General features: G+C 53.5%; 25 protein-coding genes, 1 other RNA gene and 1 other annotated feature. Of the genes, 2 read left to right on the top strand and 24 right to left on the bottom strand.

The window, feature by feature from the left end; all coding sequences use genetic code 11:
* Positions 1-65: 65 nt before the first annotated feature.
* The 6 genes from pheT to B5G27_RS14755 all read right to left on the bottom strand — a co-directional run bounded on the left by pheT (position 66) and on the right by B5G27_RS14755 (position 7,158).
* The gene (pheT, locus tag B5G27_RS14780) at positions 66-2,486 is read right to left on the bottom strand and encodes a phenylalanine--tRNA ligase subunit beta (RefSeq protein ID WP_087179615.1); all 2,421 of its coding nucleotides are present in this window, start codon (positions 2,484-2,486) and stop codon (positions 66-68) included.
* A 53-nt stretch (positions 2,487-2,539) separates the two neighbouring features.
* Positions 2,540-3,559, bottom strand: coding sequence for a phenylalanine--tRNA ligase subunit alpha (gene pheS, locus B5G27_RS14775; RefSeq protein ID WP_087179630.1), 1,020 nt, complete (start codon positions 3,557-3,559; stop codon positions 2,540-2,542).
* Between the two features lie 234 nt (positions 3,560-3,793).
* Positions 3,794-4,035 (bottom strand) — a binding site (T-box leader).
* A 6-nt stretch (positions 4,036-4,041) separates the two neighbouring features.
* On the bottom strand, positions 4,042-4,926 hold the full coding sequence (locus tag B5G27_RS14770) for a YihY/virulence factor BrkB family protein (protein ID WP_087179629.1): 885 nt from the start codon (positions 4,924-4,926) through the stop codon (positions 4,042-4,044).
* 114 nt (positions 4,927-5,040) lie between these two features.
* Positions 5,041-5,218, bottom strand: a non-coding RNA gene (ssrS, locus tag B5G27_RS14765) — 6S RNA.
* Positions 5,219-5,262: 44 nt separating this feature from the next.
* On the bottom strand, positions 5,263-6,681 hold the full coding sequence (locus B5G27_RS14760; RefSeq protein WP_087179614.1) for a hypothetical protein: 1,419 nt from the start codon (positions 6,679-6,681) through the stop codon (positions 5,263-5,265).
* A gap of 72 nt (positions 6,682-6,753) precedes the next feature.
* Positions 6,754-7,158, bottom strand: coding sequence for a GntR family transcriptional regulator (locus tag B5G27_RS14755; RefSeq protein WP_087179613.1), 405 nt, complete (start codon positions 7,156-7,158; stop codon positions 6,754-6,756).
* A 149-nt stretch (positions 7,159-7,307) separates the two neighbouring features.
* On the opposite strand from B5G27_RS14755, the gene B5G27_RS14750 reads away from it, so the two are divergent.
* Positions 7,308-8,090 (top strand): EFR1 family ferrodoxin, encoded by a 783-nt coding sequence (locus B5G27_RS14750; RefSeq protein WP_087179612.1) that lies wholly within the window; start codon positions 7,308-7,310, stop codon positions 8,088-8,090.
* A gap of 187 nt (positions 8,091-8,277) precedes the next feature.
* Here the strand turns inward: B5G27_RS14750 and B5G27_RS16680 are convergent, their stop codons facing one another.
* The 9 genes from B5G27_RS16680 to mtaB form a co-directional block, all read right to left on the bottom strand.
* Positions 8,278-8,409 (bottom strand): hypothetical protein, encoded by a 132-nt coding sequence (locus tag B5G27_RS16680; RefSeq protein WP_275533055.1) that lies wholly within the window; start codon positions 8,407-8,409, stop codon positions 8,278-8,280.
* 590 nt (positions 8,410-8,999) lie between these two features.
* Positions 9,000-10,226: a peptidase U32 family protein gene (locus B5G27_RS14745; protein WP_087179611.1), complete on the bottom strand. Its 1,227-nt coding sequence runs from the start codon at positions 10,224-10,226 to the stop codon at positions 9,000-9,002.
* A complete protein-coding gene (locus tag B5G27_RS14740) occupies positions 10,210-10,962 on the bottom strand; it encodes an O-methyltransferase (RefSeq protein ID WP_087179610.1) in 753 nt (250 codons plus the stop codon). The genes B5G27_RS14745 and B5G27_RS14740 overlap by 17 nt, the downstream gene beginning before the upstream one ends.
* Before the next feature lie 3 nt (positions 10,963-10,965).
* Positions 10,966-12,636, bottom strand: a complete 1,671-nt coding sequence (locus B5G27_RS14735) for a ribonuclease J (RefSeq protein ID WP_087179609.1) — start codon at positions 12,634-12,636, stop codon at positions 10,966-10,968.
* Between the two features lie 66 nt (positions 12,637-12,702).
* Positions 12,703-13,173: a Fur family transcriptional regulator gene (locus B5G27_RS14730; protein WP_087179608.1), complete on the bottom strand. Its 471-nt coding sequence runs from the start codon at positions 13,171-13,173 to the stop codon at positions 12,703-12,705.
* Between the two features lie 18 nt (positions 13,174-13,191).
* Positions 13,192-13,452, bottom strand: a complete 261-nt coding sequence (locus B5G27_RS14725; RefSeq protein WP_087179607.1) for a DUF1292 domain-containing protein — start codon at positions 13,450-13,452, stop codon at positions 13,192-13,194.
* Between the two features lie 29 nt (positions 13,453-13,481).
* Entirely contained in the window at positions 13,482-13,931 is a 450-nt protein-coding gene (ruvX, locus tag B5G27_RS14720) for a Holliday junction resolvase RuvX (protein ID WP_087179606.1), read from the bottom strand.
* A gap of 6 nt (positions 13,932-13,937) precedes the next feature.
* Positions 13,938-14,201: an IreB family regulatory phosphoprotein gene (locus B5G27_RS14715; RefSeq protein WP_087179605.1), complete on the bottom strand. Its 264-nt coding sequence runs from the start codon at positions 14,199-14,201 to the stop codon at positions 13,938-13,940.
* Positions 14,202-14,330: 129 nt separating this feature from the next.
* Positions 14,331-15,665: a tRNA (N(6)-L-threonylcarbamoyladenosine(37)-C(2))-methylthiotransferase MtaB gene (gene mtaB, locus B5G27_RS14710; protein ID WP_087179604.1), complete on the bottom strand. Its 1,335-nt coding sequence runs from the start codon at positions 15,663-15,665 to the stop codon at positions 14,331-14,333.
* A 112-nt stretch (positions 15,666-15,777) separates the two neighbouring features.
* On the opposite strand from mtaB, the gene B5G27_RS14705 reads away from it, so the two are divergent.
* Positions 15,778-16,011 carry an HPr family phosphocarrier protein gene (locus B5G27_RS14705; RefSeq protein WP_087179603.1) on the top strand — a complete coding sequence of 78 codons (234 nt, stop codon included), beginning with the start codon at positions 15,778-15,780 and terminating at the stop codon, positions 16,009-16,011.
* A gap of 82 nt (positions 16,012-16,093) precedes the next feature.
* On the opposite strand, the gene thiI is transcribed toward B5G27_RS14705, so the two are convergent.
* From thiI to moaC, 9 genes are all read right to left on the bottom strand, one after another.
* Positions 16,094-17,278, bottom strand: coding sequence for a tRNA uracil 4-sulfurtransferase ThiI (gene thiI / locus B5G27_RS14700; RefSeq protein WP_087179602.1), 1,185 nt, complete (start codon positions 17,276-17,278; stop codon positions 16,094-16,096).
* 83 nt (positions 17,279-17,361) lie between these two features.
* Positions 17,362-18,519, bottom strand: a complete 1,158-nt coding sequence (locus tag B5G27_RS14695) for a cysteine desulfurase family protein (protein ID WP_087179601.1) — start codon at positions 18,517-18,519, stop codon at positions 17,362-17,364.
* Between the two features lie 71 nt (positions 18,520-18,590).
* On the bottom strand, positions 18,591-19,352 hold the full coding sequence (locus B5G27_RS14690; RefSeq protein WP_087179600.1) for a 16S rRNA (uracil(1498)-N(3))-methyltransferase: 762 nt from the start codon (positions 19,350-19,352) through the stop codon (positions 18,591-18,593).
* A 71-nt stretch (positions 19,353-19,423) separates the two neighbouring features.
* Positions 19,424-20,395 carry a 50S ribosomal protein L11 methyltransferase gene (prmA, locus tag B5G27_RS14685; protein WP_087179599.1) on the bottom strand — a complete coding sequence of 324 codons (972 nt, stop codon included), beginning with the start codon at positions 20,393-20,395 and terminating at the stop codon, positions 19,424-19,426.
* Entirely contained in the window at positions 20,382-21,317 is a 936-nt protein-coding gene (locus tag B5G27_RS14680) for a glycoside hydrolase family 25 protein (RefSeq protein ID WP_087179598.1), read from the bottom strand. Before B5G27_RS14680 ends, prmA begins: the two co-directional genes overlap by 14 nt.
* Positions 21,292-21,747, bottom strand: coding sequence for an MOSC domain-containing protein (locus B5G27_RS14675; protein ID WP_087179597.1), 456 nt, complete (start codon positions 21,745-21,747; stop codon positions 21,292-21,294). Before B5G27_RS14675 ends, B5G27_RS14680 begins: the two co-directional genes overlap by 26 nt.
* A 7-nt stretch (positions 21,748-21,754) precedes the next feature.
* Complete coding sequence (gene moaA, locus B5G27_RS14670; RefSeq protein ID WP_087179596.1) at positions 21,755-22,804, bottom strand: GTP 3',8-cyclase MoaA; 1,050 nt, start codon at positions 22,802-22,804, stop codon at positions 21,755-21,757.
* Positions 22,801-23,301 (bottom strand): MogA/MoaB family molybdenum cofactor biosynthesis protein, encoded by a 501-nt coding sequence (locus B5G27_RS14665; RefSeq protein WP_087179595.1) that lies wholly within the window; start codon positions 23,299-23,301, stop codon positions 22,801-22,803. The genes moaA and B5G27_RS14665 overlap by 4 nt, the downstream gene beginning before the upstream one ends.
* A gap of 1 nt (position 23,302) precedes the next feature.
* The gene (moaC, locus tag B5G27_RS14660; protein WP_087179594.1) at positions 23,303-23,812 is read right to left on the bottom strand and encodes a cyclic pyranopterin monophosphate synthase MoaC; all 510 of its coding nucleotides are present in this window, start codon (positions 23,810-23,812) and stop codon (positions 23,303-23,305) included.
* Positions 23,813-23,932: the final 120 nt, after the last annotated feature.

The raw sequence follows: 23,932 nt of genomic DNA, 5'->3' as shown, positions 1-23,932 counted from the left end.
TTCTGCCAAACGGGGTCAGACCCCTTTGAAAAGGGGTCTGACCCCGTTCACACATTTTTCACATTTTACTGTCTCAGCTCAATCCCCAGCTCTTCCAGGCCGCCAAGGATCTTCTTCATCGCTGAAGCCACATCCGCCTCTTCCAGCGTTCTGTCTTTCGCGCGGAATACGATGGAGTAAGCCACGGACTTATATCCTTCTTTGATCTGAGCTCCCTCGTACAGGTCGAACAGGCGGAAGCTTTCCAGATGGGCGCCGCCTTTCCGCTCGATCACTTCCTCGATCTGTCCCACAAGGATATCTTTTGGAACAACCATGCTGATATCTCTTGTAACAGACGGGTATTTCGCGATGCCTGTATATTTCCTGTCAAATGTCGCATACGGCAGGATTTCCGGCATATCGATCACCGCGATGTAAGCGCGCTCTCCGATGCCGTAAGTGTCAGCAACTTCCGGGTGAACTTCGCCCAGATATCCGACAACTTTTCCGTCGTAGATGATATTTGCCTGGCGTCCCGGATGGAGATACGGCTTGCCTGCATTGGGGTCATATTTCTCCCTGTCTTTCATACCGATCTTCTCGAAGAATTCTTCCACCACGCCTTTCATGGTGAAGAAATCTCCGTCGCCGTACATTCCGAGTGTAAACTGCATCCTCTCCTCCGGCAGTTCTGTCAGCGGCAGCGCTTTCGGAAGATAGATATTCCCCAGCTCATACAGGCGCACATCTTTGTTTCTCCGGTTATAATTCGTAGCAAGGGATGTGAGCATCCCGTTTAAGGATGTGGTCCTCATGATGCTGTAATCCTCTCCCAGCGGGTTCATGATCTCCACCACGCTGCGAAGCGGGGATTCTGCCGGGATGAGCAGCTTGTCAAATACTTTCGGGCTCTCGAAGGAGTAAGTCATTCCCTGGCTGAACCCACAGAACTCCGCGATATCTCTCGCCACCTGCTCGATCCTGAGTTTGAAGGAGAGCTTTCCTGTAGTGGATTCTCCTGCGGGAAGCGTGGTCGGGATATTGTCATATCCGTAGAATCTCGCCACCTCTTCCGCAAGGTCCGCCAGACGGAACAGATCGTGGCGGAAAGTCGGCGCGATCACTTCCTTTGTCTCTGCGTCATACTCCAGGTCAAGCATCTTAAAGTATCCGAGCATTTCCTCCTCAGAGATATCCGTGCCCAGCAGCTCATTGACCTTATCCGCGTCGAACGGCACCCTGACAGGCTCTTTCTTCTTCCCGTACACATCCACCATGCCGCCGACCACTTCTCCGGCGCCCATCTCTTCCACGAGCTGGCACGCGCGGTCGATGGCTGCCTGCGCATTGTTCGGGTCAAGCCCTTTCTCAAACTTTGCGGAGGCGTCTGTCCTCAGGCCGATCCTCTTGCTGGACTTGCGGATGTTCACTCCGTCAAAACATGCCGCCTCGAACAGCATGGTCTTTACGTCATCTGTGATCATGGAGTTCTCTCCGCCCATGATCCCCGCGATGCCGATCTCTTTCTCGCCGTCGCAGATCATCAGCACATCCTCATCCATGGTCCTCTCCTGGCCGTCGAGTGTAGTGAATCTGTCTCCGTTCTTCGCCGTCTTTACAACGATCTGCCTGCCGGCAATGGTATCCAGGTCATAGGCATGCATCGGCTGTCCGTACTCTTCCATCACATAGTTTGTGATATCCACCAGGTTGTTGATCGGGCGGATGCCCACGGACGCAAGCCTTCTCTGCATCCATTTCGGGGATGGACCGATCTTGATATTTTTCACCACTCTCGCACAGTAGCGCGGGCAGAGGTCTGTATTTTCCACTGACACCTTAATGTAGTCATTGACATCCTCATCGTTCCCTGTCGGGGTCGCCACCGGCGGATGGAACTCCTTGCGGAATGTAGCCGCCGCCTCTCTGGCAATGCCGACCACGCTGAAGCAGTCCACGCGGTTGGATGTGATCTCATACTCAAAGATCGCATCGTCCAGGCCCAGAGCCTTTACCGCGCTCTCTCCCACGACCGCGTCTTCCGGGAAAATATAGATGCCGTACTCCGGCGCTTCCGGGTACATCTCACGGCTGGAGCCCAGCTCTTCGATGGAGCACATCATGCCTGCGCTCTCCACTCCGCGGAGTTTGCCCTTTTTGATCTTAATGCCGCCTTCGACCTTCTGGCCCGGCTCATGTCCGCCGGCCACGCGTCCTCCGTCCAGAACGACCGGGACTTTGTCCCCCTCTTTCACATTCGGGGCGCCGGTCACGATCTGGATCGTCTCTGTCCCGATATTCACCTGGCAGATGATCAGCTTGTCCGCATCCGGATGCTTCTCGATCTTGTCGATCTGTCCGATCACGATCTTGTCCAGATCCGCATCCAGCCTCTCATATCCCTCAACCTTTGTACCGGACAGTGTCATCGCGTCTGTATATTCCTGCGCAGTCACATCAAGGTCCGGAACATATGCCTTTATCCATGATAATGAAGTATTCATCTCTCTAACCTATCCTTCCTTCTATTTCCAAAATCGTTTCCCGAGTCTTCCGCTTAAAACTGTTTCAGGAACCGTATATCATTCTCATACAGGAGTCTCATATCATCGATCTCATATTTCAGCAGTGCGATACGCTCCAGCCCCACGCCGAATGCGAATCCGCCGTATTCCTCGGGATCGATGCCGCACATCTCCAGCACATGCGGGTGGACCATGCCGCAGCCCAGGATCTCGATCCAGCCGGAACCTTTGCAGAACCGGCATCCCTTGCCGCCGCACTTGAAGCAGCTTACGTCCACCTCTGCGCTTGGCTCTGTGAACGGGAAATGATGGGGGCGGAACTTGGTCTTTGTCTCTGGCCCGAACAGCTCTTTTGCGAATACCTCCAGTGTCCCCTTCAGGTCAGCGAAGGAAATATTCTTGTCAATGACGAGCCCCTCGATCTGGTGGAAGGACGGGGAGTGTGTGGCATCCACTTCGTCCGAACGGAACACACGCCCCGGAGCGATCATACGGATCGGCAGTTTGCCCTGCTCCATCACACGGGCCTGCACCGGAGAAGTCTGGGTGCGCAGCACGATATCTTTGTTAATATAGAATGTATCCTGCTCATCCTTTGCCGGGTGGTCCGCCGGGATGTTCAGCTTCTCGAAGTTGTACTCATCGTATTCCACTTCCGGCCCTTCAACCACCTCGTAGCCCATGCCCACGAAGATCCGCTCCACCTCTTCAAGAGCGATGGTGTTCGGGTGCCTGTGCCCCATGATATTCTTCTTTGACGGGAGAGTCACGTCAATGACTTCCTCCTTCATCTTCTGCTCCCGGATCGCCCGTTCCATCTTTGTCTTTGACTCTTCCAGGAGCGCCTCGATAGCAGCCCTCGTGTCATTGACCATCTGGCCTACTTTCGGCCTGTCTTCCGGAGCCACATCCTTCATCCCTTTTAACACTGCCGTCAGCTCACCCTTTTTCCCAAGGTATCTGACGCGGACGTCATTGAGCTTCTCCGGAGCGTCTGCCGCCTGTATCCGGGCGACTGCCTCCGCCTTGATCTGTTCCAGTTTTTCTTTCATCTTACCTTTTACTCCTTTCCCGTATAACTCCCATCTGTCTGTACATACACATCTGCTACTCTGCACACTCTCTGCACGCTTCCGGACCGAACAGGCGCTGCGGGCATTTCCGCTGCTAAGCACTTCCGCCGCCGGGTATTTCCACTGCTGAGCACTTCCGCCGCCGGGCACTTGCGCTCCTCGGCACGGCTGCCTGCGCAGCTTTCCCGACATAGAAAAAGCCCCGTCCCTGAAAATAGGGACGAGGCTGTATCACCCGCGGTACCACCCTGTTTCCCACGCAAAAAACGCGCGGGCACTCGGTATGTGTAACGTACGATCTACGGCGCAGTCTACTGATCCGCCCTGCGGACCGTTCAAAAGCGCAGCTAACGTGGGAAATTCGATCGCCATCTGAACTAAAGAAAACTTGCAGCCGGTGATTTTCTCTCTCTGATAGAAAATGGGTCTCTACTTTACACGATCATAGCTTTTCTCAAAAATTACTTTTTCATTTTATCATATGTTTTCAGTTTGTCAACCCTGCGTTTCCCGATGTACCCATATCCTTCCAGGATCGCGTTGATCTCCCCTCCCAGCAGGATGATATACATACACACATACAGCCACAGCAGGATCAGGATCAAAGTCGTCATGCCCCCGTACATATTGGAAAATCCGGTAAAAATATCCAGATACACAGAGAAGAAAAACGAGATCAGCAGCCATCCGCACGCTGTAAACACCGCTCCCGGCAGCTGCCTGCGCATAGTCGTCTTCGCTCCGTGCCCTCTGTTCGGCAGGAATTTGTACACCAGGTCCCAGAAGATCGTCAGCACCACAAGCGTGACAAAAGTGCGGATCCGCATGATAAAATCCACCACTTTGCTGAGGAACGGGATGTACTCATATACCATCACGCTGATACTGTTTCCAAAGACAGAGATGATCAGCGAGAGTATGATCGCCAGCAGGAACAGGACTGTGTAGATCGATGCCCTGATCCTCAGGTAAAAGTAATTCCTTGTCTCGGTATTTGAGTAGATACAATTCAGCCCTGATGTGACCGAAAGTACGCCTTTTCCTGCAGACCAGAGTGCCACGATCACGGTAAGCGGAATGAACCCGTCCGATATATTGTAAACCTGGATCACAATACTCCTGATCAGCCAGGAGACTGAGTCCGGGAACACCGGGAGGATCGCATTGAGCACGTCATACATAGTCACATCCGTATATTGGACCATTGTGATCAAAAGAAGAAAAATAGGGATCAGTGACAGCACAAAAAAATAGGCAGCCTGAGCCGCATAGGCACCTGTATGGTGGGAATTGACTGTCTCTAAAATCTTTATGACCTGCTCTTTGACCTGTTTCTTCTTTTCCATACTAACCCCCTCTGAAGCTCTGACGGTATCCGTATCGGAAAACTTCCGCAGCTTTATGTGGCTCTCTGCCATTGTAAAAAAGCGGCCGTACAGGACGACCGCCTTTATCTTTTGCAGTAACCCAAAATGCCGGTCCTGTATTTTGAGTCCTAGCCGCAGCCAGGTGGGCAACCGCATCTGCTTTTCTGTCGTCCACTGCATATGGAGGCCTGACATATTACAGAAATATAGGAATCCCGTTTAAACAAATGTAGGTTCAAAATTACAGGGTTGTCGCACATCCCAGGTTGACTTTCTTATTTACTCTACAAGTATTATACTCCGGTTGTCTGTTTTTTACAACTGATTCTTTTTTCCAATCATCTCCCGGATCTCTTCATACCATTTTTCCGCTTCCCCGTCTGTCCTGCTGTTCACATAGACCGGTCCGTCAGCAGTCGTGATCTCAAGTATGGGAGAATATTCCGTATAAAGATACAGCCGGCAGTTTCCGGTCTCCTTTCCTTTAAATCTCCCTACCAGCATCTGATCTGTATCTCCGCCATTCACCTTTTTATAATCATCATCCGGCAGTTTCTCCCGCAGGCCCACATCCCGGATATCCTCATACCCCACTGTCAGGTCCGAGTACCCGGATGTGATCTCCACGCCGTCCTGCGTCAGCTCCAGTCCGATGGGCGTAAGTTCAAATCTGGCGAGCATGGTGCCTGTCACGACAAGGATCCCCGCCACAAGCACCACTGTCAGCACCAGAAAAACTTTTGCCGCGGGCCTTGCCATATTGGAGGTATAATTCCACGGACATATCCAGTCCTGGACGAGCAGGCGTTTATCATTTGGGTTGCTGTACCAGCCGTTTTTCCAGTACACGTCATCATCGATATACAGAGGAGACGGATCCGCCGCCAGCAGCTTCGCCCTTTTTGAGCGGATGTACACCATCCCGCCTATCAGGAGGAGCGCCGGAACACTCTCGATCATAAAGTAGACCGTATACGCCCATGAGCCGATCCAGTTCCCGTTTTCCACACAGCCTGCCAGATAGAGATATCCCAGGGCATTGAAGGCTCCGCACCCTGCCAGCGACCATGACCACGCGTTTTTCTGCATCCGGTTGATCTCGGTATTCCGTCCGGAGTCTTCACTGTAAACCTTGTTCCTTGTGCGCCGGAGCACAGCGTGCAGGGCGGCAAACACAAGGCAGACTGCCAGAGAGGTCATCAGAAGGATCTCTCCCTCGGCGGAGGTCCGGATAAACGTCCTGATATCAGGGATAAGACACGGCATCAGGATCATCGCCGCAAACAGGACATGCCACCAGGGGGACAGGCCCATCTTTCCCGCCCCGGCGCTCATCTTTGTGTCAGCCGCCATGATGCGGCTTCCCCCGCTCCCGACCCAGTCCCGCTCCACTTTCAGGTCGTACAGTTTCCGATGGGTCGCAAAAAGCAGGATCATCGCTCCGGCACATATTTCGATGAGCCAGAGTATCCATACGACAATAAATACAGACATATACCAGAAATTCAGCAGGCAGATCACCGCACTGATGATCCCATTCCACAGATAGAACCTCACTGTGCGCTTCCTGTACTGCCTCATGATCCCGGAAACCTCACTGCTCTCCGCCGCGCTCCGGGGCATATGCACTCCCATGAGCATTCCTTCCGAATACTCCCTCTTTCCACCGTATACCGCATAAAAAATACCGATAGTAAAAAGATCCACGATAAAAAAGATCCAGAACATCATCATAAGCCATTCCTCCCAGGTTATCTTCTTTGTCCGCTCATTCCAGATCCCCCTCCAAGGGAACCATCTTCTCCGTCAGCCTGCATCCGCCGTCAGTCCGCGGCCGCCCTCGAATGCTGCGCTGCACATCCGGATAAATTCTTCTTTTCGAAATCCCTTTATCTTAGCCTCCGCGCTCAGGAGCTCCAGCCCGCTCTCCAGCCTTTCGCAGAACGCCGGATCCGCACACGCGCTGTCCCGTTCCGGCAGGCGCACCACAGCTCCCCGCCTTCTGTCAGTCTCGATATACCCCTCTGACCTCAGGCACTGATAAGCTTTGCTCACTGTCATAGAATTGACCCCCAGGTCGGCCGCCAGCTGGCGGACCGTGGGAAGCGCCTCCCCGTCAGCGAATTCTCCCCTTCCGATCCCTTTGACGATCTCATTGCGCAGCTGCATATAGATGGGAATATCCCCTGAAACATCGATCCTGATTATCATATCCATCCTCCTGCACAAAAACCAACTATGCCGCTTCATTTTGTATTATACTCTATAATACAAATAATACAATCCCTTTTTCATGATCCGTGCATTTCTTTTCAGAATGTGTTATCATGAATCCATCACTTACAAAGGAGAGTATATCTATGAAGATCAACGAACTGAAGCTTGTCTATTTCAGCCCTACAGGCTCAACACGAAAGATCATGATGGAGACAGCGCGCAGTATTGACGCAAAATCCGTATCCTTTGACCTTTCCGTATACAAAGCAAAAAAGCCCGCCCTGAAATTCGGCGCAAATGACCTCGCCGTATTCGGCATCCCCGTCTACTACGGACGCGTGCCTGCCCTTTTTATGGAATATCTGCAGAATATTTCAGGAAATGGCACCCCGGCAGTCCTGATCGCCACATACGGGTGCAGGGAATACGAAGACGCGCTCCTGGAGCTGAAAACAGAGCTGGAAGGAAGAGGCTTTCAAGCGATCGCAGCGGCAGCTTTCCCGACCGAGCACTCGATCGTGCCATCGATCGGCGCAAGGCGTCCGAACAAAGCCGACCTGAAACAGGCGGCAGAATTCGGGTTCGAAGTGAACCGCAGGATGAGAAAAGAAGAGTCCTTCGAAGGCTTTGACCTGCATGTGCCCGGCAATACACCTTACCGCAAATACGGAAAGACAGCCCTCTTTCCCAAAGCAGACCCAAGCCTCTGCACCCTGTGCGGCGCGTGTGCCAAAGTCTGTCCCGCCGCTGCCATCCCGGCTGACGACCCGAAAAAGACCGACCACAAAAAGTGTATCGGCTGCATGAAATGCGTGCGCACCTGCCGCCAGAAAGCCCGCGCGGTAAACTCGATCAAGCTCGGGATCCTGGGGAAAAAGCTCACAAAAGTGTGCAGCTCCGATAAAAAGGCAGAGTTCTTCTTTTAAGAGGTCAATCTGTATTTGTGGGGGAGCCGAATTGTTGGCTAAACGTCCGAAAACCGCTGATATGATGCAGGACGTTTTCGCGGCGGACGGGGATATGGCTCAGGTTCCGGTTCCGTAATCTGGGAAAGACATAAAAAGAATGGGATACGGCTAAGGACAATTCCAAAGCGGAAGATTCGCCTGCGGCTCAGGCATCCGCTTTGAAATTAACGCCGCATCCCATTCTTTTAAGTCTTTCCATCAGATTACTCCAAGTCACCGTCGCCATATCCCCGTCCGCCGCGAAAGGTGCATCAAAGGGTCGGTTTTCTGCGCGCATCCGATCGCTAGGCCCCCGCAGGCAAATGCAGGATTTCGAAAGGTGGGTGAAAGGGGAGCTTCATCGGCGGAACAGAAATTCATCCAGAACGTAAGGTGCCGCGGACTTCCGGGAGAGGGTTAGCCGTTCGATTTGGCCCGGCAAGCTGCGCCGCTCTTGTAATAGAATTCTGCCGGTCGGGGGAAGGAGTATCTTTTTTCGAAGAAGTTCCCCTCTCTCGCTGCGTTTTTAAACGCAGCATTTGCCGGGGGACCTTCCGGCTTGAACAAACCAGAAAACAGCGGAGCGCCTTTTTCGAACTCCTTTCAGCGCGGGGATATGGGTGGTTGAGACGACTTCGGAATGAGGCTTGGAAAAAGTAGAAATCAGGGGACACGCGTTGGGATCAGAAGAGGGGTTGTCTGAGGCGAAGCCGAGTTCCTCTCTTCTGATCCCTGGTTTTAGCGTGTTCCCTGATTTCGTAGTTTTTCCTGCCTCATGGAGCGGAGCCGATGCCAGCCATATCCCCGCGCTGAATACGTCCTCGACACCTGCGCTTCACTGTTTTCGTCCGATTTACTCAATCAGCTGGCTCCCCCGCAAATACTGATCTATCCTTCCCGGCGCCGCAGGATATCGTACTTTTCCGGCGTTTTGCTCAGTTCTACCCACAGCACCTGTTTTGAGTGGGGCGCGCTCTCCTGCTCTTCCCCGTCTTCATTGAGGATGCGCTTTACTTCCACTTCCACATTCTCCCCGCAGGGCTTCATGATCTCGATCGTCTCTCCCACGGAGAACTTGTTGCGCTGCTCGATCCGGCAGAGTCCGTCTTTTATCTCTCCGGCAATGCCGAGATAGGTGTACTCTTTATTGTATGTGTTGCTGTCATAGATCTGTGTGGTCTCGTCCGGCTTCCCGAAGAAAAATCCCGTGGTGAACTGCCGGTAAGTACAGTTTGATATCTGATCCAGGTACCAGGGCATATTCTTCCGGTACAGCTCCGGGTCTTTCTGGTAATCATCGATCGCCTTTCGGTATGTGCGCGCCACGGTCGCCACATAGAGCGCTGTCTTCATGCGCCCCTCGATCTTCAGGCTGTCGATCCCTGCGTCGATCAGCTCCGGGATATGTTCGATCATGCACAGGTCCTTGGAATTGAAGATATAGGTGCCCCGCTCGTTTTCGTATACAGGCATATATTCGCCCGGCCTTGTCTCTTCCACCACCGCGTATTTCCAGCGGCAGGGATGGGTGCACGCGCCACGGTTGGCGTCGCGCCCGGTGAAATAATTGCTCAGAAGGCATCTTCCGGAATAGGAGATGCACATCGCGCCGTGGACAAAGGTTTCGATCTCCAGGTCCGCGGGGATGTTCGCCCTCAGCTCTTTGATCTCCTTCATGGACAGCTCCCTTGCGGACACGACCCGGCTGGCGCCCTGACGGTACCAGAAATTATAGGTCCCGTAATTGGTATTGTTCGCCTGGGTGCTGATATGGCGCTCGATCTCCGGGCACACCTCTTTTGCAATGTCAAATACACCCGGATCCGCGATGATCAGGGCGTCCGGCCTGATTTCTCTCAGCTCTTCAAAGTATTCGCGCACTCCGGGCAGGTCGTCATTGTGGGCCAGTATATTTGCCGTGACATAGACCTTCACGCCATGCTCATGTGCAAACCCGATCCCTTCCTTCATCTCTTCCATGGAAAAATTCTTCGCCTTTGCCCGCAGTCCGAACGCCTCGCCGCCGATATAGACAGCGTCAGCTCCGAAGATGACCGCTGTTTTTAAAACTTCCAGGCTGCTCGCCGGGATCAGTAATTCAGGATGTCTTCCCATTTTCTGCCTCCTGTCCTTTTCTTTTCTCTGCCGCTGCTCCGCACTCAGCCGGCTCAGACCGCTTAGACTGCCTGGCGCCTCGTCCCGCCTCTGGAACCTGCTTCACGCTCACTGCCACTCCGTCCCCAAGAGGGATGATGGATGTCACCAGAGCGTCATTGTGCTTCAGCTCGTACAGGTACTCCCTCATGCGGGCGTGGATCGTCCGGTTGCGGCGCTCCACCGCGAACCGGGATTCGATCACCTCCCCGTCCTGCATCACATTGTCAGACACAAGGACGCCGCCCTCAGGCAGCAGGCGCAGAGCCTCGGGCAGATAGTGGATATACTGCCCCTTTGCCGCGTCCATGAAAATAAAATCAAAGGGACCTTCCAGCTGCTTCATCACTTCCGCGGCATCCCCTTCTATGAGGGCGATCTGTTCCTCTTTCCCCGCCCGGCGGAAATTTTCCCGGGCAATGGGGATCCTTTTTTCATAATTTTCAATCGTTGTTATCCTGCACCCTTCCGGCGCGTATTCACTCATCAATAACGCAGAGAAACCTACGGCAGTTCCGACTTCCAGAATGCGCATAGGTTTTTTGATCAGAAGGAGCGTCTTGAGGAAGCTCTGCATCTCCCGCCTGATGATGGGCACGGAGGTTGCGAGAGCTTCCCGTTCGACTGTCTCCAGTATTTCACTGTTCTTTGTGTCAAGCGAATTGATGAATGTAACGATACGTTCATCTACTATCATATCTTACACATCTACATCCATGATGATCGGGATCACCATTGGTTTCCTCTTCGTCTTTTTCCAGATATAGTCATTCATTGCATCGCGGATCACAAGCTTGATCCTGTTCCAGTCTGTATGGCGTCCGCCAAGGCACTTGTCAAGGGCATCGGACACTGCTCTCCGCGCGTCCTCCATGAGCTGTTCGGACTCTCTCACATACACAAAGCCGCGGGATACGATATCCGGGCCCGCAAGAAGCCTGTTGGTCCTGCGCTCCAGCGTCAATACGACGATAATGATGCCGTCTTCCGCGAGATGCTGTCTGTCGCGGAGCACGATATTTCCCACATCGCCGACGCCGAGACCGTCCACGAGGACTGCCCCTGTGTGCACCTTATCCACGATCTTAGCGGAATTATCGTCCAGCTCCAGCACATCCCCTGACTGGATGATAAATACGTTTTCCTTCGGGATCCCCAGGGATTTCGCCACTTCCGCGTTTGCCTTTAAGTGGCGGTACTCGCCATGCACGGGGATCGCGTACTTCGGTTTCACAAGGGAGTAGATCAGCTTCAGCTCTTCCTGGCAGGCATGCCCTGATACATGGGTGTCCTGGAAGATGACTTCCGCGCCTTTTGCGGACAGCTCATTGATCACGCGGGAAACGGATTTCTCATTGCCCGGGATCGGGTTGGAGCTGAAAATGATCGTGTCGTTCGGCTGGATCGTAACCTTGCGGTGCACGTCCGCCGCCATCCTGGAGAGGGCTGCCATGGACTCTCCCTGGCTTCCCGTGGTGATGAGCACCATCTTCTCCGGCGGATAATTCTTCATCTCGTCGATCTCGATCAGCGTGTTCTCCGGCAGATGGAGATACCCCAGCTCAGAGGCAATGGAGATGATATTTACCATGCTCCTGCCTTCCACCACGACTTTTCTCCTGTATTTGTAAGCAGAGTTGATGATCTGCTGCACACGGTCCACGTTTGATGCAAATGTGGCGATGATCAGACGAGTATTCTGGTGCTCCGCGAAAATGTGGTCAAATGTGATCCCCACTGTCCTCTCAGACTGGGTGAACCCGCGCCTCTCCGCGTTCGTACTGTCAGACATGAGCGCCAGCACGCCCCTCTTCCCGATCTCGGCAAATCTCTGAAGGTCAATGGCATCCCCGAATACCGGCGTGTAATCCACCTTAAAGTCCCCGGTGTGCACGACCACCCCCGCGGGAGAATAGATCGCAAGCGCGGAAGCGTCCTGGATACTGTGGTTTGTCTTGATAAACTCGATCCTGAATTTCCCCAGGTTGATGGACTGTCCGTGCTGCACGACCTTGCGCTTTGTACTGCGCAGGAGATTGTGTTCCTTTAATTTATTCTCAATGATCCCCATCGTCAGCTTTGTCGTATAGATCGGAAGATTGATCTCTTTGAGCACATACGGCAGGGCGCCAATGTGGTCCTCATGTCCGTGGGTGATGACAAAGCCCTTGACCTTGGAAGCATTGTCCCTTAAATATGTGACATCCGGGATCACAAGATCGATCCCCAGCATATCATCCTCCGGGAAGGCAAGTCCGCAGTCCACGACAACAATACTGTCTTCGTACTCAAAGGCAGTGATGTTCATACCGATCTGCTCAAGGCCGCCCAGCGGTATGATACGCAGTTTTCCTTTTTTCTCTTTCTTCAAAAAATAAACACCTCCATATTATTTTTATGTATTTCTTTACTTCCGGGCACAAAAAGAACAGCAGGATCAGCAGCCGCTCTTCTCACTTTTCATACAGTCACTGCACAGGCCGTAAAACTTCACTTCATGGTCCTGTACATGGAATCCTGCAGCTTCTTCGATATGGTCCTCGAGCTCATCCAGGAGATCCGCATCGAAAGGGATCACTCTGCCGCATTTCCTGCATATGAGATGGTGATGGTTGTGTTTTGTCTCGTCCGTCAGCAGATGGCCGATCTCATAGCGCACACAGCCGTCATCCAGGTTGATCCGGTCTACGAGCTGCATATCCCAGAGAAGCTGGAGTGTCCGGTACACTGTCGCCAGCCCGATCTCGGGATGTTCTTCCGTCACAAGCCCATAGATATCCTCCGCCGCCATATGCCTGCCGCTGTTCTGCTCCAGTACAGAGAGGATCAGGAGCCTCTGGTGCGTGACCTTTAGCCCTTTCTCCCTGAGTTTCCGCCTGAGCAGATCCTCTGTCTTTTTCTGTTCCATCCGTGTCCCCTCAATATGTTACATTTCTATACTTACATCCTCCAGCAGCTCTTCGAACACTTTTGACACTGCCAGAAGTTCTGTTTCGTCTTCCACTATCTCATAGACACTGTCCCCGGGCACAGGTCCTTCTGTCTCCTTCAGGATCAGACACTCCGCATCATCCTCCTCGGAGTCCGTGACGAGCAGATATGTACTTCCGTTTATCATCGTTTCTTCCAGCACAAAAAACTCGTCTTCCCCGCTCCCGTCCGCGAATGCAAATCTTATTTTTCCCATAAAAAACGCCCCTTATTCTTGTCCTGCGCCTACTCCGCCGCCCGCTCTTCCGCTTTCTTCAGGTGAAGGTAGTCCAGATAGCCCTGAAGGATGAATACCGCCGCGATCTGATCGATGTGCTTCTTGCGGTTCTCCCGCCGCACTCCGCTCTCGATCAGGGTCCGCTCCGCCTCCACAGTCGTCAGGCGCTCATCCCACATGATGACTTCAAGCCCGGTCCTGCGGTGGAGCATGTCCCGGAATTCCAGCGACTTCTCAGCGCGCTCCCCGATATCATTGTTCATATGTTTCGGAAATCCGAGCACGATCCTGTCCACGCCATACTGTCCGATCAGCTCCTCGATGCGCGCGCAGGTCCGCCTGAGCTTGTTCTCTTCTTTCCGTCCGATCGTCTCTATCGCCTGGGCTGTAAGGCCGAGGGGGTCGCTGACAGCGACACCGACCGTCTTAGTCCCGTAATCAAGTCCCATGATCCTCATAGCTGATTATTCCCAGGAATTATGCTCAATATACGCTTTTAACATCTCTTCTACGAGCTCATCCCTCTCCACCTTCATCACAAGGCTCCTTGCCCCGTTATAGCTGGTGATGTATGTGGGATCCCCTGACATAATATATCCAACGATCTGATTGACCGGATTGTATCCTTTTTCTTTCAGCGCCTTGAACACGATCTCAAGGATATCCTTTGCCGAGATCTGCGGTCCGGGCTCTACCTGAAAGAACTGTGTGTTGCCTAAATCACTCATCCTGATGCTCCTCCTTTTCTGTATGTTCCTTTTATCACAGGCTTCTGCAGGCGCTGCCTGACGCCGCCTGTATCCTCTGGGAAGACCCAGAATCCCTATTTACAATTCTAATATAATCCCTTTTAAAATTCAATGTATAATTTGTGAGCCATTATCAATTTGAACGTTTACGATACAATTGCGGAGATTTTCCTGTGCGTCTAGTGCAATTTTAATATACTCCTTTGTATGCCCTGTCTGGACCTTCTTTCCGTCAATGACCGCGTCCTCTTCCACGAGCACTTCCACGGTCTTTCCGATGAAGCGTTCCTCATAAGCTTTCCTCTTCTTTTCGCCCAGCGCGATCAGGCGCGCGCTCCTCTCCGCCTTGACCTGCTCATCCACCTGGTCCGGCATGGAAGCCGCTTTAGTGCCCTCTCTTTTTGAGTATTTGAATATATGTGTCTCGTAGAAATCCACCTTGTCCACAAAGTCAAAGGACGCCTGGAAGTCCTCTTCCGTCTCTCCCGGGAAGCCCACGATCACATCTGTCGTAAAGGCAGGGTCATCAAAATACTTTCTGAGGATCCTGCATTTCTCATAGTACTCCTCACTCGTATACCGCCGGTTCATCCGCTTCAGGGTCGCATCGCACCCGCTCTGGAGAGAGAGGTGGAAGTGGGGGCAGATCTTTGGCATAGCGGCGAGCGTCCCGGCGAATTCTTCTGTCACGATCCCCGGTTCCAGGGATCCCAGCCGGATCCGCCGGATCCCTTCGATCTCATGGACCGCGCGGATCAGGTCAGACAGATGCCTCTGCCCGTCGAAATCAATGCCGTAGGAGCTCAGATGGATGCCTGTGAGCACGACTTCCTGATAGCCATTGTCAGCCAGGGTCCTCACCTCCTGCACCACATCCTGCATCTCCCTGCTGCGCACACGGCCTCTCGCATAGGGGATGATGCAGTAGGTGCAGAACTGGTTGCAGCCGTCCTGTACCTTGATATAAGCCCGGGTGTGTTCGCCTGTACGGGTGAGATGAAGGGATTCGTATTCTTTTGTCCGGTTGATATCCCCGATCTCGCCGGCCGCACGGGCGCCCGCACGCTCTCTCCCGTTCCCGCCGGCGCGGTCCTTTTCTCTGTTTTCTTCATACTCCTTAAGGATCCTGACCAGGTCTTTTTTGTGGTTATTGCCGATCACAATGTCAATGCAGGGATCCGCCTCCTGCCCGCCCTTTGCCTGCACATAACACCCTGCTGCCACGACCACTGCCTCCGGGTTCATTTTCCGGGCGCGGTGGAGCATCTGGCGGGATTTGCGGTCTGCGATATTCGTCACCGTACAGGTATTGATGACATAGACATCCGCCCCTTCTTTAAAAGGAACGATCTCATAGCCCGCCTGTTCGAGCATTTCCTGCATTGCTTCTGTCTCATATGCGTTTACTTTACATCCCAGGTTGTGGAGCGCTGCTTTTTTCATTCTGAATTTACCTCTTTTTTCCTATGTGTCACTTGACTTTTCCACTGGCATCCCCTAGAATATACATGAGGTTTGATACCTTATAATTTATGATTCAAGGAGGGCTATTCCAATGAAAACAGTACAGATTTCATTAAATTCAATCGACAAAGTAAAATCTTTTGTAAACGAAATTACAAAGTATGACAATGACTTCGATTTAGTATCCGGAAGATATGTTATAGATGCCAAATCCATCATGGGAATCTTCAGCCTGGATCTTTCCAAGCCGATCGATCTCAACATCCATGCAGACGGGAACATCGATGACATTCTTGCCGCACTTGATCCGTACATCATCAAATAATCAGACATATCATTTACTTATGAAAGAGCTGTCTCGATCCGAGGCAGCTCTTTTTGTTTCTGTCATTCCGGCTGTACGGCGGCTATTTTCCTACTGTGATCACTTCCGCTGTCTCAACCGCTGTCTTCACAAGCTCTTCGATATTCTCCGACAGGTTCAGTTCTGACTTCTCGATCCTTTCCACATTCGGCTTTGTCACAGGATGCTTTGCCACAAAAATCGTACAGCAGTCCTCAAACGGCTGGATCGACGTCTCGTACGTGTCGATCTTCTCTGAGATTTCCACGATCTCCCTCTTGTCAAAACCGATGAGCGGACGGTAGACAGGAAGCGTGCACACCGCGTTGGTCGCTGCCAGGCTCTGCATCGTCTGGCTCGCCACCTGTCCGATACTCTCTCCTGTGATCAGCCCCAGGCAGCCGTCCTTTTTCGCGAACTGCTCTGCGATCCGCATCATATAACGGCGCATGATGATCGTCAGCTCATCGTGCGGGCACTTCTCATAGATTGCAAGCTGGATATCCGTAAAGTTGACGATGTGGAGTTTGATCGGTCCCGCGTACGCGGAGACAAGCCTTGCCAGGTCGATGACCTTCTCCTTCGCCCGCTCGCTCGTGTACGGCGGCGCATGGAAATAAGTCGCCTCGATCTCCACGCCTCTCTTTGCGATCATATATCCTGCCACCGGGCTGTCGATCCCGCCGGAGAGGAGCAGCATCGCACTGCCGTTTGTCCCTACAGGCATGCCTCCCGGCCCGGGGATGATCTCGGAATACAGGTAGACCTCCTCGCGGATCTCCACATTCAGCCGGACGTCCGGGTGATGCACATCCACCTTCATCTCCGGGTAAGCGTCCAGCACTGCCTCGCCGAGCGCACAGTTGATCTCCATGGAGTTTACCGGATACCGCTTGTTCGCGCGCCGGGCCTCCACTTTAAATGTCTTATCGCCCTCGGGATACATCTCCCCCATGTAGACGACCACGTCTTTTTTCAGCTCTTCCAGCTCTTTGACCGGCTTTCTCACGACCGGGCAGATCCCCACGATACCGAACACTTTTTTCAGGCTTTCTATTGTCTCTTCGTAGTCGTACTCGCCTTCGCAGTCTACATAGACCCTTCCGTGGCATTTGTGGACAAGGAACTCTCCTTCCACATCCTTAAGGGCGTACCGGATCTGGCGCACAAGAGCGTCCTCGAACATATACCGGTTTTTCCCCTTTATCCCGATCTCCCCATATTTGATCAAAAATGAATGAAACGTCATGGTATTCTCCTTTTTCCGGCCGGTCCGGGACATTTCCCGCGCAGATACCCGCGCTCCGCCCGGCTGCGGCTTTTCTCAGCGCGTCAGCGCCGTGTAAATTTCCGAAGCATCGGTATACAATTATATAGTGTTTCCAGCGTGTAGTCAATTTCTTCTTTTGTGGTGAACTCCGACATGCTGAACCTCAGCGTGGCATCCAGGTATTCTCTCGGAGTCCCGATGGCTTTCAGGACGCCGCTGACCGCCGGGTGGTTGGAGGAGCATGCAGAGCCGGAAGACACGTAGATCCCTTTGTCTTCCAGCGTGTGCAGCAGGACTTCGCTGCGCACACCTGCGATCCCCACGCTGATGATATGGGGCGAGCTGTCCCCGTTAGCCGCGCCGTGGACCGTTGTATCCCCGATCTCTCCGAGTCCTCTGATAAAGTGCGCTTTCAGTTCTCTCATAAGGGCTGTCTTCATCTCAAGGTCCTGATAGATCATCTTCGACGCAAGGCCCAGCCCCGCGATCCCGGGCACATTCTCCGTGCCGGAGCGCAGGTCCTTCTGCTGCCCGCCCCCGAACAGGATCGGATGGATCTTCACCCGGCTGTCGACATAGAGGAAGCCCACGCCTTTTGGCCCGTGGATCTTATGCCCGCTGGCAGAGAGCAGGTCAATGCCCATCCGCTTCGGATAGATGCGGTATTTCCCAAATCCCTGTACCGCATCTGTGTGGAACAGGATGGAAGAATTGTACCGCTTCGTGATCTGCACTGCCTCCTGGATGGGCTGCACGGTCCCGACCTCATTGTTCACATACATCACAGATACAAGGATCGTCTCCGGGCACAGCGCTTCCTTTAAAGCATCGAGACGGATGCGCCCCTCCCCGTCCACCGGGAGATAGGTCACGCGGAATCCCTCTTCTTCCTCCAGATAGCGCATGGTATTGAGGATCGCGGGATGCTCGATGGACGAGGTGATCAGATGGTTCCCCCTTCGCCGGTTCGCCCGGACGCATCCGATGAGAGCCAGGTTGTCGCTCTCCGTGCCGCCCGAGGTAAAGAAGAGCTCTTTCGCATTCACTTTCAAAAGCTTTGCGATCGTCTCCTTCGCTTCCCGGATATAGTGTTCCGCCTCCACGCCTTTCCTGTACAGGGAGGACGGGTTGCCGTAATCCCGGCACATGACTTTATATACCAGTTCCCCCACTTCCGGATAACACATGGTCGTGGCGGAATTGTCCAGATAAACTTCCATTTTCCCTTTCCTTTACTCTTTTCTTACTATATAAATTATGCACAGGCTCCGCGCATGTGCCGCCGGCCTGTTCAGCTCTCCGGCGCTCCGGCAGCCCGGCTTTCCAGATGATACATCAGTATGGACAGCGCGGTAAGCCCTGCGGTCTCTGTCCGCAGGATCCGCTTCCCGAGAGTGACGGCATGGGCTCCTGCCCTTTTCGCCTGCTCTACTTCCTCTTCCTCGAATCCGCCCTCCGGCCCGATGAAGATCCCCACAGACTGCCCGGGAGTGATCCCTTCCAGGATGCGCGCTGTCTCCTTCATCCCTTCTTCCAGCTCATAGGGGATGAGTACCACATCCAGCTCCCCTGCCATCCTGAGTGCTTCCGCAAAACTGCAGACCACGCCGACCTCAGGAATGATACCGCGCCCGGACTGCTCTGCCGCCCCTTTTGCGATCAGCTGCCACCGTGCCTGCTTCTTTTCCGCTTTTTTCTCATCCAGCCTCACCACGGAGCGTTTCGCCGCAAAGGGGACAATGCGGTACGCCCCCAGCTCCACCGCCTTCTGCACGATCCACTCCATCTTGTCCCCTTTGGGCAGCCCCTGGAACAGGACGATCCTGGAGGGAAGCTCTGTATCGGAAGCCAGCTCTTTGAGGATATCGAGCACCGCTGTCTGCTCCTCATACGAATGGATACAGCAGAGATAGGTCTTTCCCCTGCCGTCGCCCACCCGCACGTCCTCTCCGGGCTTCATGCGGAGCACATTTTTGATATGATTCACATCCGCGCCCTGCATGTAGATTTTATTTTCTCTGATCCATGATGGTTCTGCAAAGAACTGCTGCATCCTTCTGTTCCTTCTCCTTCTCTTTTTCTGTCACAAAAGCGCTGCCCGGATTTCCTTTCCGGGTGCCTCTGTCACGCCTGCTTCCCGGCGTCCGGCTTGCGCGCAGTCACGCAGACCCATTCGCCCTGGTATGTCACATCCAGCACTTCCAATCCTGCCGCCTTTACCGCGTCCACGACCGTCTGCTCTTTGTCATCGATGATCCCGCTGGTGATATAGATCCCGCCCGGCTTTAACTGATCCACAATGACCGGCGTCAGCTCCACAAGGACATCCGCCAGGATATTCGCCGCCACGATATCATAGCATCCGTATCCCACTTTATCCTGCACTGCCTTGTCGTCAATGAGGTTCCCGATCATTACCTCATACTTCTCTTTCGGGATGCCGTTCACTTCCATGTTCTCATGGGTAGCGTCGATGGCGCACGGATCCAGGTCCGTCCCGACAGAATACGCCGCCCCGAACTTCAGCGCCAGCATGCCCAGGATCCCGCTCCCGCATCCCACGTCTAGGATCCTTGTTTCCGGTGTTGTGTACTTCCTGATCTGGCGGATACAGAGCTGGGTCGTCTCATGCATCCCGGTGCCGAACGCAGTGCCCGGATCGATATGGATGACCATCTTATCCTCATCCTCCGGCTTTACATCCTCCCATGACGGGATGATCAGGATATCATCTACGTAAAACTGGTGGAAATACTGCTTCCAGTTGTTCACCCAGTCCACGTCCTCTGTCTCGGACTCTTCGATCAGGCACTCTCCCACATCCACATAGGCGGACATCGCTTCCAGTTCCCGGCGGACGTCCGCCAGGATCTTTTCCTGGTCCTCCTCAGGTTCCAGATAAAAGCTCAGATAAGCCACTCCGTCATCTGCCTCGATCTCAGGCAGGATATCCACGAACATCTGCTCCTTGTCCGACTGGGTGAGGGGGACCTTGTCCTCGATCTCCACTCCCTGTATGCCCAGATCCATGAGCATGCTGCTCACGATATCCTCCGCTTCGGTTGTCGTTTTTAATCGGTATTTATTCCACTTCATGCGCTTCCTCCTGTGCGTTTTCCTTTTCGAACCAAAGGTTCAGGTCTACATTTGCATTGATCCCCGGCACTGCCCCTGTCTCGCTGTACTGCCAGATCTTGTAATCATACGGGCACTGGGGAATCTCATGATAATCCGCATACCAGAAATCATACTCCGTAAGCTCTTCCATATCAAGGGTAAATGCCATCCACTTCATATTGGAATAGATCATGGCGTCATACCCTTTCTGCTCCACGGTATCGCAGAAGACCTTACAGAAATTGGTAAACTCTTTATACGTGTTGCTGTCCGTCCGGGCGGTGTCCCATTTGATCTCCTCTGTATCATAGACGACCGGCCCGGTGATCTCATAAGGCTTTATATTCTCAAGGACAAATTCCGCCTCTTCCACTGCCTCAGCGCCGCTCACTGCCTGGGAGAAAAAGTACACCCCCACATCCAGGCCGGCATCCAGAGCGCCTTTCATATTCTGCTCGTACATCGCGTCCATGACAAGCGCACCCGTATCCCCGTACGCCCGGTAGCCGAGCCGGATGATCACAAACTCCACTCCGCTTTCCTTCACCTGTTCCCAGTCGATCTCCTCGCCCTGGAACTCGGACACATCGATCCCGAACCGGGCGGTCACTCCATTTTCCTCATCATGGAAGCTCTTGCGCCCGGTCTCTTCGTCTGTCCGGATCTTCGTGAGGTCATACGTGCACTTCGGCACATCCGGGAGCAGCGGCGCCTCATATTCATTTCCCTCTACATCCTGAAAGATATATTCTCCGTCCTCAGGGTCATTGCGCGCTTCCTCTTCCGCCAGCTCAGCCCCTGTCTCTTCCGCCTGCCCGGAGCACGCGGTGAGCAGAAAGGCTGCGCACGGCACTGCCGCCAGAAGAAGTCCTGCTTTACGAAAAACTCTGCTTTTCATCATTTTGCTCCACCTTCATGTCATCGCCTGTACGGATCGTCCCGCCCCGGATCACCCGCGCGAAGACGCCTTCCCTCGGCATGATACATTCTCCCATCTTCTGAAAGATCTGGCATCCGTGATGGCATTCTTTGCCGATCTGGGTGATCTCCAGCACAACATCACCGCAGGACAGCCGCGTGCCCACCGGCAGCGAGCGGAAATCAATCTCCTTCACCACCAGGTTCTCGCCGAACGCTCCGTCCTCCACTTCCGCCCCTCTCTCCCGGAATCCCTGGATCTTCTCATAGGAGAGAAGGCTGACCTGGCGGTGCCACTTCCCTGCATGGGCATCCCCCTGAATCCCATAGTCTTCGATAAAAATACCTTCGCCTGCATTTTGTTTCTGTGTGCCCTTTGCCGGGCTCGTACAGACTGCCATTACTCTTCCCATCGATGTCCTAACCTCCGATCCTGGACATTTCTTTCGTCTCCAGCGTCTCTTCTGCGCAGCTTTTCCCCTGACTGTTTTCCCAAAACTGCCCGTTTACTCCAAACTGATGATGCGCCGGTTTTTCATAAAAAGCCTTCTCCATCGCAGCCCTTATCTCCGGGTCACCGGCGCCGCCCCGGAGCAGGGTTTTCAGGTCCGTCCCGCTCTCATACTGAAGGCAAGGCTTCAGATATCCTTCTGACGTAAGGCGGACGCGGTTGCATCCTCCGCAGAACTGATGGGATACCGCGCTGATAAAGCCAATGCGTTTCCCGAACCCGGGGAACTGCACATATTCCGCCGGTCCGTTCCCGAGCCGCCCGGTACAGGGTTCTGCTTTTCCGTAAGCCTTTTCCAGGATACCAAGGATCTCATCCCCGCCCCGTCCCGCGAAGTGCTTCCCCAGTCCGATGGGCATCATCTCTATAAACCTCACATCCGCCTTTCCCTCTTTCGCCAACAGCGCAAGGCGGATATACTCTTCATCTTCTGTCCCATTTGATCCTGTTCCCTTTAAATTTGATCCTGTTGCCTTTAAAGGAACGCAGTTTACTTTGACCGAAAGGCCGGGGACTGCCGCAGCTGCATCCAGCCCTTCCAGCGCCTTTTCCACACTGCCTCCCCGGGTGATCTCCCGGTATCTCTCCGGATCCAGGGTATCAATACTGATATTGACAGCATCAAGCCCATTCGAAACTAATCCGTTTATTTGTTCTTTTAAAAGTGTCCCGTTCGTTGTCAGAGTCACCTGTTCAATACCTGTGATCCCCTTCAGCATACCAACAAGCTCCGGGAGACCTCTGCGCACCAGCGGCTCGCCGCCCGTCAGTTTTATCCTCCGTATCCCCAGCTCCGCGCCGACCCTGCATACGCGCGCGATCTCGTCAAAAGTCAGGATCTGCTCATGGGGCACAGACGCGACACCCTCCGCCGGCATACAGTACACGCACCGGAGATTGCAGCGGTCTGTCACAGACACCCGCATATAATCAATTGTCCTTCCGAATCGGTCTCTCATCGCGCACATTCTCCTGCTCTTCCTGTCAGGATCGCCAGCCCGTGGTCCAGAGACGGGAGCACGGCTTCCAGATTTTCTCTGACAGCCTTCGGGCTCCCCGGGAGATTGATGATCAGCGTCTGCCCGCGTATCACGGAAACGCCGCGGCTTAACATTGCTCTTGGCGTTACCTTAAGAGAAGCGAGACGCATCGCCTCAGCGATCCCCGGCGCGATCCGGTCCGCCGCCTCCAGCGTCGCCTCAGGCGTACAGTCTCTCGGCGCGAATCCGGTCCCGCCTGTAGTGAAAATGACATCCATCTTGTCGACATCAGATAATGAACACAGACATTTTTTTATTTCTTCTCTTTCATCCGGAAGCAGAACCGTTTTCTGAATATCATACCCGGCTTCTGTGAGCATTTCGCAGATCAGAGGACCGCTCTTATCTTCCCGCTCACCGGCATATCCTTTATCGCTCAGCGTTACCACCGCTGCCTTCCATCTGTATCCTTCCATTTTATTCCGCTCCTTCTGTCCGGGCGCTGCGGGGATGCAGGTCATTGTGCACTTCCCCGCTCTTGCCCCCGGTCTTTTTCACAAGATAGATCTCCCCGATCTCCATCGACTTGTCCATCGCCTTGCACATATCATAGATCGTGAGCAGGGCCACACTCACCCCTGTCAGGGCCTCCATCTCTACTCCGGTCTTCCCGGTCACTTTCACGGTACACGTACAGTAGACCGCAGATTCTTCCTCATCCAGATCAAAACCCACCCTGCACTTTGTGATGGGCAGGATATGGCACATGGGGATCAGCTCAGAGGTCCTCTTCGCGCCCATGATCCCGGCAGTGGCAGCCACTCCCAGCACATCTCCTTTACTTACCGAGCCTTCGCAGATCGCCCTGAACACCTCGCGGCTCACGGTGATCTTCCCCGAAGCGCAGGCCTGGCGGACTGTGTCCGCCTTGTCCGTCACATCCACCATGACAGCCTTTCCGTTTTCATCAAAATGTGTAAATCCCATATATGAATACCTGCTTTCTACTGACTGTATATTATACGATCTGATTTCCAGCCGCGCTCCCCGCATGGAGTCATTATAGCAATTACTTTTTAAAAATACAACGAAATGTGGTTACTTGTT

Origin of the sequence: Lachnoclostridium sp. An76, assembly GCF_002161355.1 — a bacterium.
Taxonomy (GTDB): domain Bacteria; phylum Bacillota; class Clostridia; order Lachnospirales; family Lachnospiraceae; genus Mediterraneibacter; species Mediterraneibacter caccavium.
Note: the sequence above shows the minus strand (reverse complement) of the source record. Positions and strands in the feature narration are given on the sequence as shown.